Annotated in this window: 16 protein-coding genes and 2 tRNA genes; 14 read left to right on the forward strand and 4 right to left on the reverse strand. The window is 42.6% G+C overall.

Features of this window, described 5'->3' with window-relative positions; translation table 11 throughout:
• Window positions 1-235 precede the first annotated feature (235 nt).
• Entirely contained in the window at window positions 236-541 is a 306-nt protein-coding gene (locus tag MHN81_RS16255; RefSeq protein WP_023399581.1) for a hypothetical protein, read from the forward strand.
• A gap of 62 nt (window positions 542-603) precedes the next feature.
• On the opposite strand, the gene tal is transcribed toward MHN81_RS16255, so the two are convergent.
• A complete protein-coding gene (gene tal, locus MHN81_RS16260) occupies window positions 604-1,554 on the reverse strand; it encodes a transaldolase (RefSeq protein WP_023399582.1) in 951 nt (316 codons plus the stop codon).
• A 293-nt stretch (window positions 1,555-1,847) separates the two neighbouring features.
• Between tal and yaaA the strand changes: the two genes are divergently transcribed.
• Both yaaA and MHN81_RS16270 read left to right on the forward strand, forming a co-directional pair.
• Window positions 1,848-2,627, forward strand: a complete 780-nt coding sequence (gene yaaA / locus MHN81_RS16265) for a peroxide stress protein YaaA (RefSeq protein WP_239426218.1) — start codon at window positions 1,848-1,850, stop codon at window positions 2,625-2,627.
• Between the two features lie 248 nt (window positions 2,628-2,875).
• Entirely contained in the window at window positions 2,876-4,051 is a 1,176-nt protein-coding gene (locus MHN81_RS16270; RefSeq protein ID WP_239426219.1) for an MFS transporter, read from the forward strand.
• Here MHN81_RS16270 and MHN81_RS16275 read toward each other — a convergent pair.
• Window positions 4,008-4,802 (reverse strand): hypothetical protein, encoded by a 795-nt coding sequence (locus MHN81_RS16275; protein WP_239426220.1) that lies wholly within the window; start codon window positions 4,800-4,802, stop codon window positions 4,008-4,010. The two genes, MHN81_RS16270 and MHN81_RS16275, sit on opposite strands and share 44 nt — an antisense overlap.
• 144 nt (window positions 4,803-4,946) lie before the next feature.
• Here MHN81_RS16275 and MHN81_RS16280 point away from each other — a divergent pair, with 144 nt between their 5' ends.
• Window positions 4,947-5,279 carry a hypothetical protein gene (locus MHN81_RS16280; protein WP_239426221.1) on the forward strand — a complete coding sequence of 111 codons (333 nt, stop codon included), beginning with the start codon at window positions 4,947-4,949 and terminating at the stop codon, window positions 5,277-5,279.
• A 69-nt stretch (window positions 5,280-5,348) separates the two neighbouring features.
• Here MHN81_RS16280 and srmB read toward each other — a convergent pair whose 3' ends face one another.
• The gene (srmB, locus tag MHN81_RS16285; RefSeq protein WP_239426222.1) at window positions 5,349-6,581 is read right to left on the reverse strand and encodes an ATP-dependent RNA helicase SrmB; all 1,233 of its coding nucleotides are present in this window, start codon (window positions 6,579-6,581) and stop codon (window positions 5,349-5,351) included.
• A gap of 67 nt (window positions 6,582-6,648) precedes the next feature.
• On the opposite strand from srmB, the gene MHN81_RS16290 reads away from it, so the two are divergent.
• From MHN81_RS16290 to MHN81_RS16300, 3 genes are read left to right on the forward strand one after another with little or no spacing between them, the layout of a single operon-like run.
• Window positions 6,649-7,347 carry a methyltransferase gene (locus MHN81_RS16290; RefSeq protein WP_023399588.1) on the forward strand — a complete coding sequence of 233 codons (699 nt, stop codon included), beginning with the start codon at window positions 6,649-6,651 and terminating at the stop codon, window positions 7,345-7,347.
• A gap of 52 nt (window positions 7,348-7,399) precedes the next feature.
• A complete protein-coding gene (locus tag MHN81_RS16295) occupies window positions 7,400-7,909 on the forward strand; it encodes a hypothetical protein (RefSeq protein ID WP_239426223.1) in 510 nt (169 codons plus the stop codon).
• Window positions 7,910-7,922: 13 nt separating this feature from the next.
• Window positions 7,923-8,318: a VanZ family protein gene (locus tag MHN81_RS16300; RefSeq protein ID WP_023399590.1), complete on the forward strand. Its 396-nt coding sequence runs from the start codon at window positions 7,923-7,925 to the stop codon at window positions 8,316-8,318.
• A 28-nt stretch (window positions 8,319-8,346) separates the two neighbouring features.
• On the opposite strand, the gene fldB is transcribed toward MHN81_RS16300, so the two are convergent.
• Window positions 8,347-8,868 (reverse strand): flavodoxin FldB, encoded by a 522-nt coding sequence (gene fldB / locus MHN81_RS16305; protein WP_023399591.1) that lies wholly within the window; start codon window positions 8,866-8,868, stop codon window positions 8,347-8,349.
• 77 nt (window positions 8,869-8,945) lie between these two features.
• On the opposite strand from fldB, the gene xerD reads away from it, so the two are divergent.
• From xerD to MHN81_RS16340, 7 genes are all read left to right on the forward strand, one after another.
• Window positions 8,946-9,872 carry a site-specific tyrosine recombinase XerD gene (xerD, locus tag MHN81_RS16310; protein WP_023399592.1) on the forward strand — a complete coding sequence of 309 codons (927 nt, stop codon included), beginning with the start codon at window positions 8,946-8,948 and terminating at the stop codon, window positions 9,870-9,872.
• Window positions 9,873-9,935: 63 nt separating this feature from the next.
• Window positions 9,936-10,667 carry a bifunctional protein-disulfide isomerase/oxidoreductase DsbC gene (dsbC, locus tag MHN81_RS16315; RefSeq protein WP_023399593.1) on the forward strand — a complete coding sequence of 244 codons (732 nt, stop codon included), beginning with the start codon at window positions 9,936-9,938 and terminating at the stop codon, window positions 10,665-10,667.
• A 128-nt stretch (window positions 10,668-10,795) separates the two neighbouring features.
• Complete coding sequence (recJ, locus tag MHN81_RS16320) at window positions 10,796-12,526, forward strand: single-stranded-DNA-specific exonuclease RecJ (RefSeq protein ID WP_023399594.1); 1,731 nt, start codon at window positions 10,796-10,798, stop codon at window positions 12,524-12,526.
• A gap of 193 nt (window positions 12,527-12,719) precedes the next feature.
• Window positions 12,720-13,818, forward strand: a protein-coding gene (gene prfB / locus MHN81_RS16325; protein ID WP_155250764.1) for a peptide chain release factor 2 whose coding sequence is annotated in 2 segments (ribosomal slippage) — window positions 12,720-12,794 and window positions 12,796-13,818 — 1,098 coding nt in all. Because the reading frame shifts where the segments join, the coding sequence is not laid out codon by codon here.
• A 27-nt stretch (window positions 13,819-13,845) separates the two neighbouring features.
• Window positions 13,846-15,387 (forward strand): lysine--tRNA ligase, encoded by a 1,542-nt coding sequence (gene lysS / locus MHN81_RS16330; RefSeq protein WP_023399596.1) that lies wholly within the window; start codon window positions 13,846-13,848, stop codon window positions 15,385-15,387.
• 547 nt (window positions 15,388-15,934) lie between these two features.
• Window positions 15,935-16,027 (forward strand) — tRNA-Ser (locus MHN81_RS16335).
• Window positions 16,028-16,050: 23 nt separating this feature from the next.
• Window positions 16,051-16,127, forward strand: a tRNA-Arg gene (locus MHN81_RS16340).
• Window positions 16,128-16,247: the final 120 nt, after the last annotated feature.

Here is a 16,247-nt window from a genome sequence, read left to right on the forward strand (position 1 = left end):
TAACCTCAAAACATGTGTTTTAGCATTACCCCATTTGCACGAAAAACACACTTGAGTAATGCTGGTATACCACAGACAGTAGAAAAATAAAACACTAATATGTATTTAAAGTGAAAACAAAGTGACACTTTAATTACAAAGGCCGGTTCGGAGAATACTGCAGTTTTTGAATGAAAGGCGGCTCTGGTTAGGGTACTATTGCGTTCCAATAATAAAATAAGTAATGGAAATGTTTATGAAAAAAACAATACTAGCCTCTTCTCTTTTGTTCGCTTCTCTTAACGCTATGGCTAACCCGTCTGGCAAGTCAATAGATCTTGTTTTTAATTGTGGCGAAAATTTTGCGATTTCAGCTGGTGGTAAGCTATACCTACTAGACAGCACAGCCTTTTCTGAAGCCCAGTACAACCGTTTGTATAGCATGGCAATGACCATGGTAACGACAGGCAAAGCTGCGGGGAATGTATTCACTTCTGGTGGTACAATCAGGTGGTGTGGTAACGATGTGACTAAGATTACAAACTTGAGTATGCGTCGATAATCTGCGGCATGCTGTAGAGCAATAAAAAAGCGCCCAAGGCGCTTTTTTACATTTTAACCAAATTATAATTTGGTCACTTCAGATTCCAGGATTTCCTGAGCATGTGCAAATGCTCTTATGCCTTCTGCGAGTTTTTCAGTTGCCATTGCGTCTTGGTTATGTAACCAGCGGAACTCACTTTCAGTCAATGGAGCTGGCTTCTCAGCACTAGCTTGCGCATTTTCCAGCAAGTATTCTTCGGTTGCAGGTAATTCGCCAAGCTCTTCTAATAAAGCTGGACTAATTGTCAGTTTATCACACCCAGTCAGTGCAACGATTTCTCCAGTGTTGCGGAAACTTGCTCCCATTACGACTGTTTTATAACCGTGACGTTTGTAGAAGTCGTAAATGGTACGAACAGATTGTACACCTGGGTCGTCTAGCGGATCGGTTGGCTTATCAACACCATGGGCAACGTGCCAATCAAGAATACGGCCAACAAATGGAGAGATAAGAAATACATTTGCGTCTGCACACGCGCGTGCTTGAGCTTGGCTAAATAGCAGTGTTAGATTACATTTAACACCTTGCTTTTCTAACTCTTCAGCAGCTTTGATACCTTCCCAAGTTGAAGCTATCTTGATGAGGATTTTATCTTTACTCACGCCTTGCTCTTCGTACAGAGCTAGCAGTTGTTGTGCCTTTGCAATGGTTGCCTGTGTATCAAATGACAAACGAGCATCAACCTCTGTTGAAATGTAGCCCGGTACGATACTTGCGATTTCTTTGCCAATTAAAACTGCGAAATAATCACATGCCAACTCAATTTGCTTTTGCGCGTCCTGCTCTTGAGATTTTGCGTAATCTAATGCTTGTTTTAGAAACGGCTGATAGGCAGGCGTTTGTGCTGCTTTGAGTAAAAGTGATGGATTAGTTGTTGCGTCTTCCGGTTGATGTTTACGGATCGCTTCGATGTCGCCAGTATCGGCAACAATCGATGAATGCTGTTTTAGCCTATCTAATGCTGAAGTCATGCTGTCCTCATTCCTATATTTGCAGCTATAAATAAATTACACACCTTATGTTGCAACACCATGATCGGCTTTTATAGGTCAAATGTCCGCATGACTTATATCATATGGTTTTGTCCTAGCCGGTTTTGGTCATTTTTATAATAAGGCGAGTTATGTTTACCCACAGTAAGGTGCTGTCTATTACCTCGTGGTTATGTGACTGAGCAACTGAAGGCGGAAGATTTTACGCTTGCGATCAACTGTGGATAGTGTTGAAATTGACATTAATCAATATTTAAGTCAATAGGCTATCAATGATCACGGTAATTTCACCAGCAAAAAATCTCGATTACGACTCTAGTGTGCCAACAACGCATCACACCCTACCTGAATTATTGACGCATTCCGAAGCATTAATTTCAGTATGTCGTGATTTAAGCCCTCAAGAAATAGGTAGTTTAATGAAAATCAGCGATAAACTGGCTGGTTTAAATGCGGCGAGATTTGCCGAGTGGTCACAGCCTTTTACTGCTGACAATGCAAAACAAGCTATTTTTGCTTTTAATGGCGATGTGTATGCAGGTTTAGATGCCACCAGCTTACCTCAAAATGTATTGGAGCATACGCAACAGCACTTGCGGATTCTATCTGGGTTGTATGGAGTGTTGAGACCTCTGGATCTTATGCAAGCATATCGTTTAGAAATGGGTACTAAGCTTGCCAATTCACGAGGAAAAAACCTCTATGAGTTTTGGGGCAGCATTATTGCAGATAAGCTCAATGAAGCTTTGGCAGAATCAGATTCTAGTCAGCTTATTAACCTTGCTTCTAATGAATATTTTAAAGCGGTTGATAAAAAGGCACTGAAAGCTGAAATTATCACTCCTGTATTTAAGGACTGCAAAAATGGTCAGTATAAAGTGATCAGCTTTTATGCTAAAAAAGCACGTGGAATGATGGCAAGATATATTATGGAAAATAAAGTAAATGATATCGAGTCATTAAAAGAATTTAATATTTCTGGTTATTATTTTAGCGAAGAGGCAACAGTTAAAGCTAATGAGCCAGTATTTTTAAGAGAAGAGCAAGCCTGAATAAAATAATTTCTATAGGGCTTTTTATATTATTACAAGGGTGTGGTGCGCGAGTGTCAATTTTGAACTCCAGTGGTGAAATTTCATGTCAGCATAAGCAGCAAGAGTGTCTTAGCATATGCAAAGAAAATGAACTTACACAACCCTGTGCAAGGCATTGCCAAGCAGAATCAATCTGTGAAGTTATTCCACACCCGGAAGTATATTAATAATTTGGCCCGACTAATAAAGCTCACAGGCAGTATGCTTTGAATAAAAATGTATTCTTACTGGCTTGCTGCCAAGGGTTGATGACGACTGGCAATATATTGTTAGTCACTATCTGCGCTTTAGTGGGGCAAATGTTGAGTTCGTCAGCATCATTGACAACCCTGCCAGTAGCAACTCAAATGTTTGGGTTGTTGCTCACTACAGTGCCAGCATCTTTGATAATGGCCAAAACTGGCCGAAAATTGGGTTTCAGCCTTGGAAATCTAATCGGCATATCAGGGGCTATGATGGGGTTTTGGTCCCTCTTGAATAGTCATTTTTACCTTTTTTGTTTGGCAACTTTCTTAATTGGCATCGGTATTGGATTTGCGACTTTGTATCGTTTTGCCGCGATTGAAGCTAGCGATAAACCTGCGCGAGCGATTTCGATGATTATGGCAAGTGGCGCGATTGCAGCTATATTAGGGCCAAATTTGGCTGTCTGGGTAAATAATTACCTACCAGAAATTAACTATGCAAATTCATTTCTGGCTTTGAGTGGCATTTATGTCATTGCGCTATTTTTGTTGCAACTCGTAAGCTTTGAGGAAGTGTCAACACAGTCCGCTCAACAGAAGCAAAGATCAATTAAGATCATCATTACTCAGCCGCAGTTCGCTGTAGCTGCGTTTATCGGCATGGTGAGCTACTCTGTCATGAATTTGTTGATGACTGCAACACCACTGGCAATGCATCGCCATGGCTTCGATCTGGCTGAGTTAGCTATGGTAATTGAATGGCATGTTTTAGGTATGTTTTTACCGTCTTTTTTTACAGGCAAACTCATTGAGCGCTTCGGTTCTATCACAATGATCATCAGTGGCTGTATTTTGATGTTTGTGTGTACCTTAATTAATTTGACCGGGGTGAGTCAGTGGCACTTTTTACTTGCGCTGTTGGTCCTAGGTGTCGGTTGGAATTTCATGTTTATTAGTGCAACAGCGTTAGTTAGCCAAGCCTATTTTCCACATGAGCGGGCTAAATCACAAGCCGCAAACGAATTTTTCGTATTTAGTATGGTTGCGTTGTCATCATTGTTTGCCGGGTTGCTCGAAAGTACCATTGGATGGCAAGCGCTTAACATAGGATCAGCTCCTATTTTGATATTGGCACTGATGGCGTCAATGTGGTTTAAGCGACACTCGCCCCTTGCGCCACCAGCAAATAGGCTTTGACGACTTCATCTCGAAAGAGCAAGTCATGCTCTTTGTGTTGCTCTCTGTAGCGCTGGCAAAATTCAGCGGCACTGTACGCGGTGTCTTTTAATAGATAATCTGTGTGGTCAGAGTATCGTCGATACCAATGCTGCTTTATGGGTGTCGGTGTGCTTGGTAATTCGTTTAGTATGCGCTCACTCAGCACAAAACAAGATTTTCGCGCCAATGCAATCATGTCGTCATTGGCGGCTGCGAGCCAGCTCGCCCCTAATTTATTGACGCATACTAGTGGTAAGTATGGAGCCAAAGCTGGATAGATGTCGTTTTTATAAATCGTGACTTGCCAGTATTTTCTTGCAATTAGGCAAAATTGCTCAAAGCTTGTAATGGCGCTGAATCCACTGTGCTCAAGTTTGACGATTTCGACACGGGGCTTGTTTGGGTTCACGGTATCATTGGCGGTATCAATATACCAATCACCAAGCAAAATAGCGTTTTGAAAATACTCATCTCTGAGGGAACCCCAAGCCGGTTTTAATGTCTGCCCAAGGTTTAGTTCATTTTTCAATATTTTCAGTGGTGCCGGTAAGGTTGGCATAGCGAGACGCGTTTGAAGTAGTTCTAACATTGCATTGCGGATCTCTTTACAGCGACCAAGCGGGTAGGGCTTTTCCGAAAAGTACGGATATTGTGTTGTAAGGCGAAGATCTACAATTAAACGTAATTCTGCTAAATATTGCTCTACGGTAATTTTCTGTTCTTCTTCCATATTGCTGCTTAATTATATAAATAAACTCATTAAATTGTAGTTACAATTTAGAATTGTACAAAAAAACCTACAATAAGGATGGGATGTTTGCGGTATTTTTATTATTTAATATAATGCACGCTTGAAATTAAAATAGGATAGAAAATGTTTAGAATTAGTCTTTTCTTGCTTGTCGCGTTATTTTCTAAAGTCACATTTGCAAAACAAATTGATGCGAAAGTTAATAATGTTGGGTGTCATGTTAATAGTACTATTTGCTATATCAATATCGAATCAGCAATTCCAAGTACAAATAACTGCCCAAAAAGGAGTTCACACTCAATTCGTTGGGACACATCAAATATAAAAAATGCAGATGCGATTCTCTCTATTTTGTTATCTGCTCAGGTTGCGCAAAAGAAAGTAGCAATTTTTATTCCTGATTCCGTATGTGTTTTAGGCTTTCCAACCTTATCTTATGCCCATATCCGAGGCTAAGTTGTGTAGCGCATTGCTTGCGTAATGATAGTCACAACTAAAAAGCCCCGTTGATACGGGGCTTATGTGTTATTTTTTCTTTTTACTTTTTGTTTTAGCGGCTTTTTTCTTTGCTTTTATTTTTGCTGCATCTTTTTTCTTTTTCGGTGGCTTGGCTTCTTTGTGTTTTGGCTCCAACCCTTCAATTGTTCTACGTTTTAGCTTCTGATCCGTATAACGCTCAACTTTACCTAGCATTTCGACGTCATGGGCTTCAACAAGTGAGATTGCAGTCCCTTTTTTTCCAGCACGGCCTGTTCGGCCAATACGGTGCACGTATATGTCGGCAGTGCGCGGCATATCAAAGTTAATTACGTGAGTAATATCGGCTACGTCAATACCACGGGCTGCAACATCTGTCGCAACTAAAATATTGGTTCTGCCACTGTGAAAGCTAGCCATGGCTGTCATACGCTTGTCTTGAGGCATTTCTCCGCGCAGCCAGGTTGTTTTGATTTCATTTGCATAAAGCTCACCAATCAGTTGCTCCAAACGCTCACGGGTTTTGACAAATACGATGGCTTTTTCTACTTCTTCACTTTTTAGTAAATGAGTTAGTAAGGCAAGTTTATGTTTGTAGTCATCGGCAAGGTGTGCCCATTGATGGATCTTACCTTTTTCCTTTCTCGACGGCTCAGCTTCTAGCAGTGCCGGGTCGTTAAGCATACGTTCGGCAAAAAGTTCGACGCTATCGCCCTCGAGAGTTGCAGAGAATAAAAAGCTTTGGCGGCGGTTCTTTGCTTCGTCACAGATCCGCAGCATTTCTTTTTTGAAGCCCATATCAAGCATTCGATCAGCTTCATCAAGCACCAATAGCTCAACATTGTCGGCATGGAAGTTTTCTGTCTCTAAGTATTCCATTAATCGACCAGGTGTGGCGATTAGAATATCATTATTCTTCTCGAAGATTTCTTTATGACTGCCGTAGTTAATACCCCCAGTAACTACACCAATTCTCAAATGGGTGTTTTCGGCAAGAGACTGACACTGATCATGAACCTGATAGGCTAATTCTCGAGTGGGCGTCATGATTAGGACGCGTGCAAATCCTGGGTCTTTTCTTGGAAAGTCCAGTAAATACTGAATCGCTGGGATAAGAAAAGCGGCGGTTTTTCCCGTTCCTGTCGGAGCAGATGCAAGAATATCACGCCCTAGTAGCGCTTCAGGAATAGCCAACTGTTGAATGCTCGTGGCGGTTGTGTAACCAATTTTTTTTATGGCAGAGAGTACCTTGCCATCAAGATCGAATTCAGAAAATTGCATAATGCATCACAAATAAAGGACAATAGCGGAATTATACTTGTGCTTGGCGTTTTCTAAAAGGTGCAATATGACAAGCTTTGCATTTAAACAATTTAAAATTGACCAAAACCATGCCGCAATGAAGGTTTCAACCGATGGGATAATGTTTGGCGCATGGGTGTCGCTGCGCGGCGCAAAGAGGGTATTAGATATCGGAACGGGCACTGGGCTGTTGAGTTTGATGGTCAAACAACGAAGTCCAAGCTTAGCTATCAGTGCGATTGAAATTGATGAGCTCGCAGTCAAAGATGCACGTCACAACTTTGATCAGTCGCCATGGCCCGATATAAACTTACATCATCAGGCGGTTCAGGGATTTGATAATGGGGAGAAGTTCGACCTAATCATAAGCAATCCGCCCTATTTTCAAGGCAGCCTGAAAGGCAATAATACACAAAGAAATACAGCGCGACATACCGACAGTTTGAGTTTTTTCGAGTTGATAGAGGCTTTTCTTCGCCTCTCGTCAGAAGCTGGGAGGCTGGCGATTATATTACCCTATGATGGTGCACAGGTTTTTATTGAACAAGCGCGATGTAAAGGTCTATATTTAGTCCGTCAATGCGAAGTAAATACCACGCCAACAAAGCCGGTCTCACGTTTGATGTTCGAACTGTCAAAATATGCAGAGCCGCTAAAAACAGAGTCTCTGTGTATTTATGATATGAATAATCACTACAGTGAGTTATACACAAGGTTGTGTCGAGATTTTTATTTGAAAATGTAAAGCTGTACAGGGAGTAAACATACGAACAAGCTGTTTAAAAATAAGGAGTGAGATGGAGCGCGCACAACAGCTAAAGTTAATTCTGAGCTTTTTAACCGAAATAGGCCTGCCATATAAGCTGTCTAGTTTAGGCGAAGATACTTTTTTGCCAGGATTGCGGCATCGTCAGGGTCGACTAGAAATTGATCTTAATAAACTGACTTACCCTGGGGATATTTTACATGAGGCAGGACATTACGCTGTATGTGAGCCTACTGAACGTCATCTGCTAGATGGTGATATCTATAAGACGGGACTAAAGAATAGCCGTCCCAAACAACAAATGATGGGCGAAGAAATGGCAGCCACTGCCTGGTCTGTAGCGGCGGCGAAGTATTTAGGCTTTTCGTTGGACATTGTGTTCCATGAAGCCGGGTACCGAGGAGCCAGTGAAAGTCTCATCAGCGCTTTTGAACAGGGTGCTGGGATTGGACACCCACTGTTAAGCGCATACCAAATGAGTTGCCCTGAGAAGGGGTTTCCGACTATGAAAATGTGGATAAGAACCATGTCTTGGAACTGATAAGGAGTATTGAGTGCTATATCGTTGTGTTGTCATAGTTGCGACAAGTTTCTTAGCATTTATTTGCTATATGGTCTATTTGGCCAATACAGGCGGTCACAGTATCTTTTTTGAACTGGTGCAAAGGTTGCCTTATGGAGACAAAATAGGGCATTTTGTTTTATTTATGGTGCTAAGTTCATTGGTGAATGCTGCTTGGAAGTTTAAAACTCGGCGATTTTTGGGTTGGAGAGTTTATCAAGGGAGTTTATTTGTTTTGTTATTTGTTGTGATTGAGGAGTCTAGTCAGTTATTTATTCCCAGTCGTTCATTTGACCCATTGGATTTTTTGGCAAATTTACTGGGCGTATTGGTAGGTACAATGTTTTGTCGGCTAGTTGTAACAACTGCTAGGTTGCCACAGGTATAATGAGCGGGCTTTGCCGCTCAATAACAATCTAAAGGGTATTGGCGTATTCAGTCATTACTTGTTCAATCCAAGTGGCAATGCGCTCATCGCTTTTTTCATATTGACTGTCTTCGTCTAGCGCGAGTCCGACAAAGTGTTTGCCATCCTCACTGAGTGCTTTTGATGCTTCAAATTCATAGTCATCAGAATTTGGCCAATATCCAATAAAATTAACGCCTTGAGGAGCAATTTTATCATGTAGCATGCCCAGTGCATCTTGAAACCATTGGCCATAACCTTGTTGATCACCCATGCCAAATAACGCGATGGTTTTGCCACCTAGCTCGACATTCTCGATATCATCCCACTGAGACTCCCAGTCTTCTTGCAGTTCACCAAAGTCCCAGGTTGAGATACCAAAAATCAAAAAGTCGAATTGCTCCGCATTTTTCAATGGTTCATCTTTGATATTGTGTAGTGACACCATGTCTTTACCTATGATGTCTTGCATTTTTTCGGCGGCCATTTCTGTATAACAGGTTGTTGAACCGTAAAATAACCCGATTTGCATTGTATTCTTCACTCGAATGGCTGTTATTATATGGGGGCAGTCTACATTAAGGCTTAATCAATTGATACAGGCAGCCCGTGAACGAACAAGAAACCATACTCGAATTAGATGATGACCATTTTGATCCCATAGAATTGTTTTTAGATGCGCTATTTTTAGAGCAAGGGCTGAGTGATAATACAATCGCTGCGTACAGGAATGACTTAGAGAAGTTTTCTGATTTTGTACAAGCACAGCTCAATGGACAAGAGATCTTGGCGGTCAGTGTGGCAGATATCGAAGCCTATTTGGCTCACCGTGTTGATTTAGGCCTCAAACCTAGGAGCACCGCACGTTCAATAAGCGCATTAAAAAGATTTTACTTGTATTGGGTGAATCACAAAAAAATCGCTCAAAGTCCTTTGGCGAATATTGCACAACCTAAAACAGTACAGTCTTTGCCAAAAACGCTAACGGAGCAAGAAGTCGAAGCATTACTCGCTGCACCGAATGTGGAAGATGCCATGGGGCTAAGAGATAAAGCAATGTTGGAATTGCTGTATGCTACGGGATTACGTGTAACCGAGCTGGTTGGTCTGAGAATTGAGCAAATCAATTTACGCCAAGCTGTGGTGTTAGTGAAAGGCAAAGGCGGCAAAGAGCGTATGGTCCCGATGGGTCAAGAGTCATTGCGTTGGGTTGAACAATTTTTAAAAGTAGGTCGGCCACAAATGGTCAAACATGCCAATGATTTTGTGTTTCCTTCCAAGCGTGGCATAGGTATGACACGGCAAACTTTTTGGCATAGAATCAAACACTATGCTATGTTGGCTGATGTTAAGTCTCCGTTATCGCCACATACGTTACGTCATGCATTTGCAACACATTTGCTGAATCATGGAGCGGACTTACGCGTTGTGCAAATGATGTTGGGTCATAGTGACTTGTCAACGACACAAATATATACCCATGTTGCTAGTGAGCGATTAAAATCATTACACGAGCAACACCACCCTAGGGCTTGATGGAATTTATTTGCAGTTTTACGGTCTTATTGGTGAATGAAGAACGAATTTACGAGAACAAAGATGAAAAAGTTATTGTTAGCAGCCGCGCTTGCGGTTGGTGCTTCTGCGTATGCAAATGAGGCACCTGAAAAAGAGGGAGTTTTTGCAATCAACCCAATTCAGCAGTCGTTAGCTGGGTTAGGGTTGTCAGTTAATGACATTTCGGATAGCCCGATCCCAGGTTTAAAAACGGTGATCACAGACCGAGGTGTTTTTTACTCAAGCCCAGACGGTCGTTACTTAATGCAAGGCGCATTAATTGACATTCCAAACAGAAAAAACCTAACTGAAGATGCATTGAGCGGCGTTCGAAAAGAAGGCTTAAAGCAATATGAAGACTCAATGATTGTCTATAAAGCTGAAAATGAAAAGCATCAGGTTACGATTTTTACAGATATCACTTGTGGTTACTGTCGTAAACTTCACCGTGAGCTAGAAGACTACCTAGAAGCAGGTATCACCGTTAAATACCTTGCTTTCCCACGCGGCGGTATCCAAAGCCAAGGTTATGAAGATTTAATGAATGTTTGGTGTGCAAAAGATGCAGCAACGGCAATGACAGAAGCGAAAGCAGGTAACCCTGTTGCGGATGTAAAAGGGTGTAGCGCACCTGTTGCTGAACATTATCAGTTAGGTCAAAAGTTCGGTGTTTCTGGCACACCAGCGATTATTCTTGAAGACGGTACGATCATTCCTGGTTATCAGCCAGCGGCCGAGCTAGCTGCGTCTTTAGAAAGAAATGCAAAGTCTTAAGCTTTACGTATAATAGACACATTGCGAAAAAAAGGCCGGTCGGCCTTTTTTTGTGCCTGCAAGCTTTACGCTACAAATACGCTTCGCAGCGGCACATTGATATATTAGAAAGTTAAATGAAGAGTTCTATGCAAACCAAGATCCAGCCTCGGGCGCGCGTTGAAGACAGCTACTTACCTGATAGCCTCCATCCAGTAATCAAACAGCTCTATGCTGCACGAGGTGTGCAATCTGCAAATGAGTTGAATAACAGTGCAGCAACTCTGTTAGATTTTAAGTTATTTAAAGACATGTCAGTTGCCTGTGAGATACTGGCTTCAGCCCTCAATGCACAGCAGCGTATTCTTATCGTCGGTGACTTTGATGCTGATGGGGCGACCAGTACCGCGGTACTGATGCAGGGATTGCCTGAGTTTGGTTTTGCCAACGTAGATTATTTAGTGCCAGATAGGTTTAGTTTAGGCTATGGCTTGAGTCCTGCACTGGCGGAACAAATTGTACAATTGGGGCCAGATCTCGTCATTACAGTGGACAATGGTATTTCATGCATTGCCGGGATTGAGATAGTAAAAGCAGCGGGGATCGCTGTGATAGTGACAGATCACCACTTGCAAGGTGAGCAGTTGCCAAATGCGGACGCTATCATCAACCCTAATCGCCATGACTGTGAGTTTCCGTCTAAATCGATAGCTGGAGTGGGTGTCGCGTTTTATCTATTGATCGCATTGCGCCATCACCTTAGGGGTACATCGTACTTCCAAAATGCGCAGCGACAAGAACCTAATTTAGCTTCTCTACTTGATATAGTCGCCTTGGGTACGGTTGCAGATGTTGTTGCTTTAGATGCAAACAATCGTACCTTGGTATTCCAAGGTTTAGCGCGCATTAAAAACGGCCAAACGCGCCCAGGCATTAAAGCGCTGATAGAAGTGTCCAATCGCAATATGAATCGTTTAACAGCCAGTGATTTTGGCTTTTCCCTTGCGCCGCGATTGAACGCGGCTGGGCGGCTAGATGATATGAGCTTGGGCATTGCGTGCTTATTGGCCAAGGATGAGTACCAAGCTCGTCGAATTGCCAACGAATTAGATAGTTTAAACCACGAAAGGCGCGAGATAGAGCAGGGCATGCAACAAGAAGCGCAAGCCGTACTAGAGCGATTGAGTTATAAGACCCAAACAATTCCAACAGCCGTATGTTTGTTTCAAGATGACTGGCACCAAGGCGTGATAGGGATCTTAGCGGGCCGACTAAAAGAAAAGTACCACAGGCCAGCAGTGATATTTGCGCAAGGGGATGAGGGGCAAATAAAAGGTTCTTGTCGTTCCATAGAGGGCATTCATATGCGGGATCTGTTGGAGCGCATAAATACTCAATCCCCGGGGTTAATTTTAAAGTTTGGTGGTCATGCGATGGCTGCTGGCCTTAGTATCAATGAAGCTCAATTTACACAGTTCAAAGTCGCATTTGAAACTGAAGTTGAAAAACAACTCACAGAAGAGTTAAAACAAAGTGTTTTGCTTACAGATGGCGCATTGCCTAGCGAGTGCTTTAACATGGAGTTTGCCAACCAGCTTCAAGCGGCTGGGCCGTGGGGGCAACAATTTCCTGAACCGATATTTAGTGAACGTTTTGAGCTAGTGCAGCAGCGGCTCGTCGCGGAAAAACACTTGAAACTTGTTTTAAAACACCCGACGGGAAAACTGGTTGATGCCATTGCATTTAATGTTGATCTCAGGGCTTGGCCGAATATGTCAGCTCAGTTTGCTGAGGTAGCATATCAATTGGATATCAATGAGTTCAGAGGCAAGTTTTCGTTGCAACTTATTGTGCGTGAAATTCAAGCTGTCAAAGAGTAAGACAGTACATTTGCACCCACAGTGAGAGATATCCCGGATAAACCCCAAAATTATCGCGTTTTGGGGCTGATATCTGACGGCAAATTTTGTTAATATTGGCCGTTTAGATAGCCTACCTGAACACTCATCGTAAATTGACTAGAAAATAGCGAGTGCAGGCTAGGTGGTAAAGGCATAAATTGGAGTAATGTAGATGTTTGAAGTGAATCCTGTGATTAATCAAATCAAGGAAATTCGCGAACGTACTGAGCTTCTTCGGGGGTATCTTTGACTATGCTCTAAAACAAGAGCGTTTAGAGGAAGTCAATGCCGAACTTGAAGACCCAGCAGTATGGAATGAGCCAGAAAAAGCACAAGCTTTAGGTCGTGAAAAGTCATCTCTTGAGGTGATTGTCGAAACCATAGATAACCTAGTTGCTGGTGCGGATGACGCGGAAGGCCTGGTAGAACTCGCGGTAGAAGCAGAAGATGAAGACACTTTTGTTGAAGCGCAAGGGGAAGTTGAAGGTTTAGTCGCGCAGCTAGAAAAACTAGAATTCCGCCGTATGTTCTCAGGTGAGCAAGATGCCAACGATGCCTATATAGATTTACAGTCTGGCTCTGGCGGTACCGAAGCACAAGATTGGTGTAACATGCTACTGCGCATGTATTTGCGCTGGGCGGAAGCGAAAGGCTTCAAAGTCGAAATCGTTGAGGCAACTGATGGAGATGTAGCAGGTATCAAAGGCGCGACAGTACGAGTTTCTGGAGAATATGCTTATGGCTGGTTACGCACTGAAACAGGTGTTCACCGCCTTGTACGCAAGAGCCCGTTTGACTCAACAGGCCGCCGTCACACCTCTTTTGCCTCTGCATTTATTTACCCTGAAATTGATGACAATATTGAGATTGAGATTAACCCAGCAGACTTACGTATTGACGTGTATCGCGCGTCCGGGGCTGGTGGTCAGCACGTAAACCGTACAGAATCTGCGGTACGTATTACTCACTTACCAACGAATACCGTTGTGCAGTGCCAAAACGACCGTTCTCAGCATAAAAACAAAGCGCAAGCAATGAAGCAGTTGAAAGCTAAATTGTTTGAACTTGAAATGAAAAAACAAAATGCTGAAAAACAGTCTCAGGAAGATGCAAAATCAGACATCGGGTGGGGTAGTCAGATCCGATCTTATGTACTAGATGATTCTAGAATCAAAGATTTAAGAACTGGCGTGGAAAACCGTAATACACAAGCTGTATTAGACGGTGACCTAGACAAATTTATCGAAGCTAGCCTGAAATCAGGCCTTTAATCAACAAGCTAAACTAAGAGCTAAAAAATGACAGATCAAATCCAAGACGAAAACAAACTCATTGCTGAGCGTCGCGCAAAATTGGACTCAATTCGTGAGAATTGTGATGCCAATGGCCATCCGAACACCTTCCGCCGTGAAGACTATACGGCTGATCTACAGGCTAAGTTTGGTGATAAATCGAAAGAAGAGCTTGTTGAATTAGACCATCAGGTATCGGTAGCTGGTCGTATCCTTGCTAAGCGTGGCCCTTTCCTTGTTTTACAAGACATGAAAGGTCGCATCCAAGCATATGCATCAAAAGACGTACAGAAAGCACTTAAAGAGAAGTATGGTCAACTAGATATTGGCGACATCATCGGTGTATCTGGTCCACTTCACAAGTCAGGCAAAGGTGATCTATATGTAGATATGGTTCAGTATGAACTGTTGACCAAATCACTTCGTCCATTACCTGAAAAGTTTCATGGTCTGACTGATCAAGAAGCCAAGTATCGTCAGCGTTATGTAGATTTAATCACCAACATGGATACGCGTGAAACTTTCCGTATTCGCTCAAAAGTGATTGAAGGTATTCGCCGTTTCCTTGCTGAGCGTGACTTCATGGAAGTTGAAACACCAATGCTTCAGGTTATTCCTGGTGGTGCAACGGCACGTCCATTTGTGACGCATCACAATGCATTAGACATTGATATGTATCTGCGTATCGCTCCTGAGCTTTACCTTAAGCGTTTGGTCGTTGGTGGGTTTGACCGTGTATTTGAGATCAACCGTAACTTCCGTAATGAAGGTCTTTCAACACGCCATAACCCAGAATTCACTATGATTGAGTTCTACCAAGCTTATGCTGATTACAAAGATCTTATGAACTTAACAGAAGACATGTTGCGTACAGTTGCTCAAGATGTACTTGGCACGACAACGGTTATCAACACTGTTAAGAATGCAGAAGGTGAAGTTGTTGAAACAATCGAATACGACTTTGGTAAGCAATTCGAACGTTTATCAATGGCGGATGCAATCATTAAGCATGGCCCAGATGCAGAAGAAAGTGCCCACATCTTTAAAGATCCTGAAAACCACTTTGATGAGCTAGTTGCTTACGCGAAGAAAGTGCATGTGAAGATCCCTGAAAAGTGTGTATGGGGTGCTGGTAAATTCTTGTGTGAGATCTTTGAAGAGACTGCAGAACACAAGCTAATTCAGCCAACTTTCATCACTGAATACCCTTGGGAAGTATCTCCATTAGCACGCCGCAACGATGAAAATCCATTCATTACAGATCGCTTCGAGTTTTTCGTAGGTGGACGTGAGCTTGCAAATGGCTTCTCAGAGTTAAACGATGCTCAAGATCAGGCTGAGCGTTTTGCTCGTCAGGTAGAAGAAAAAGATGCTGGTGATGACGAAGCGATGCACTATGATGCTGACTACATTCAAGCGCTAGAGTATGGTTTACCACCAACGGCAGGTGAAGGTATCGGTATTGACCGTTTAGTGATGCTATTCACAGATTCACCGACAATCAAAGATGTTATCTTGTTCCCGCATATGCGCCCGCAAGCGGACTAACAATATATAGAAAGAAAAGCGCCTTTAGGCGCTTTTCTTTTATCCATGTGAGATATATCTCAAAAATAATTTGGTATTTCTCAATAATATCTCTGTTTTTACGCAAAAACAGGCTCTTATCATTTATGTATCCGTAATAAATACAAAATATTCCAGTCAGGCTTGTTGGCAATTTTTTGGCTCATTCCTATACTGACGAGGCATTTACGACACATCTGTTAAATAAATCATCAGAAAACATACAATTATGCCGGAATTAGATGAAGAACAAATTAAGCATGAAGCTGCCAGAAGGGAATACTGCAGACAGTGTATTGTTGAATTTCAAAAGTTGGGTTATTTGGACTCCTACCTTGAAGAGGTTTTTGACCGTAAACAACGTCTCATGAGCAAGTTCTCCACCCCTACAACTTACAGAAATGACTAGGAATAGAGCAATTTGTAAGAAAAAAAGGCAGTGTGTTCAATCTGTCACCATATAGTCATTTTTTACAAGAAAAGTGTTTGACTTATTTTTTCTGTTCTATATTATACGCCCCACAAAGACGGAGAGGTGGCCGAGTGGCTGAAGGCGCTCCCCTGCTAAGGGAGTATAGGGTTTGTAGCCCTATCGAGGGTTCGAATCCCTCCCCCTCCGCCATTATTTAATGGTTTTCTTTGTATGGACGCGTAGCTCAGCTGGATAGAGTACCTGGCTACGAACCAGGCGGTCGGAGGTTCGAATCCTCCCGCGTCCGCCACTTTCTCTAAGTGGTTAAATAATAGAGGCACTGTTCAAGTGCTAAAACATGATATTCCGGACGCGTAGCTCAGCTGGATAGAGTACCTGGCTACGAACCAGGCGGTCGGAGGTTCGAATC

Source organism: Pseudoalteromonas sp. Of7M-16, from assembly GCF_022347805.1.
In the GTDB taxonomy this organism is placed as follows: domain Bacteria; phylum Pseudomonadota; class Gammaproteobacteria; order Enterobacterales; family Alteromonadaceae; genus Pseudoalteromonas; species Pseudoalteromonas luteoviolacea_F.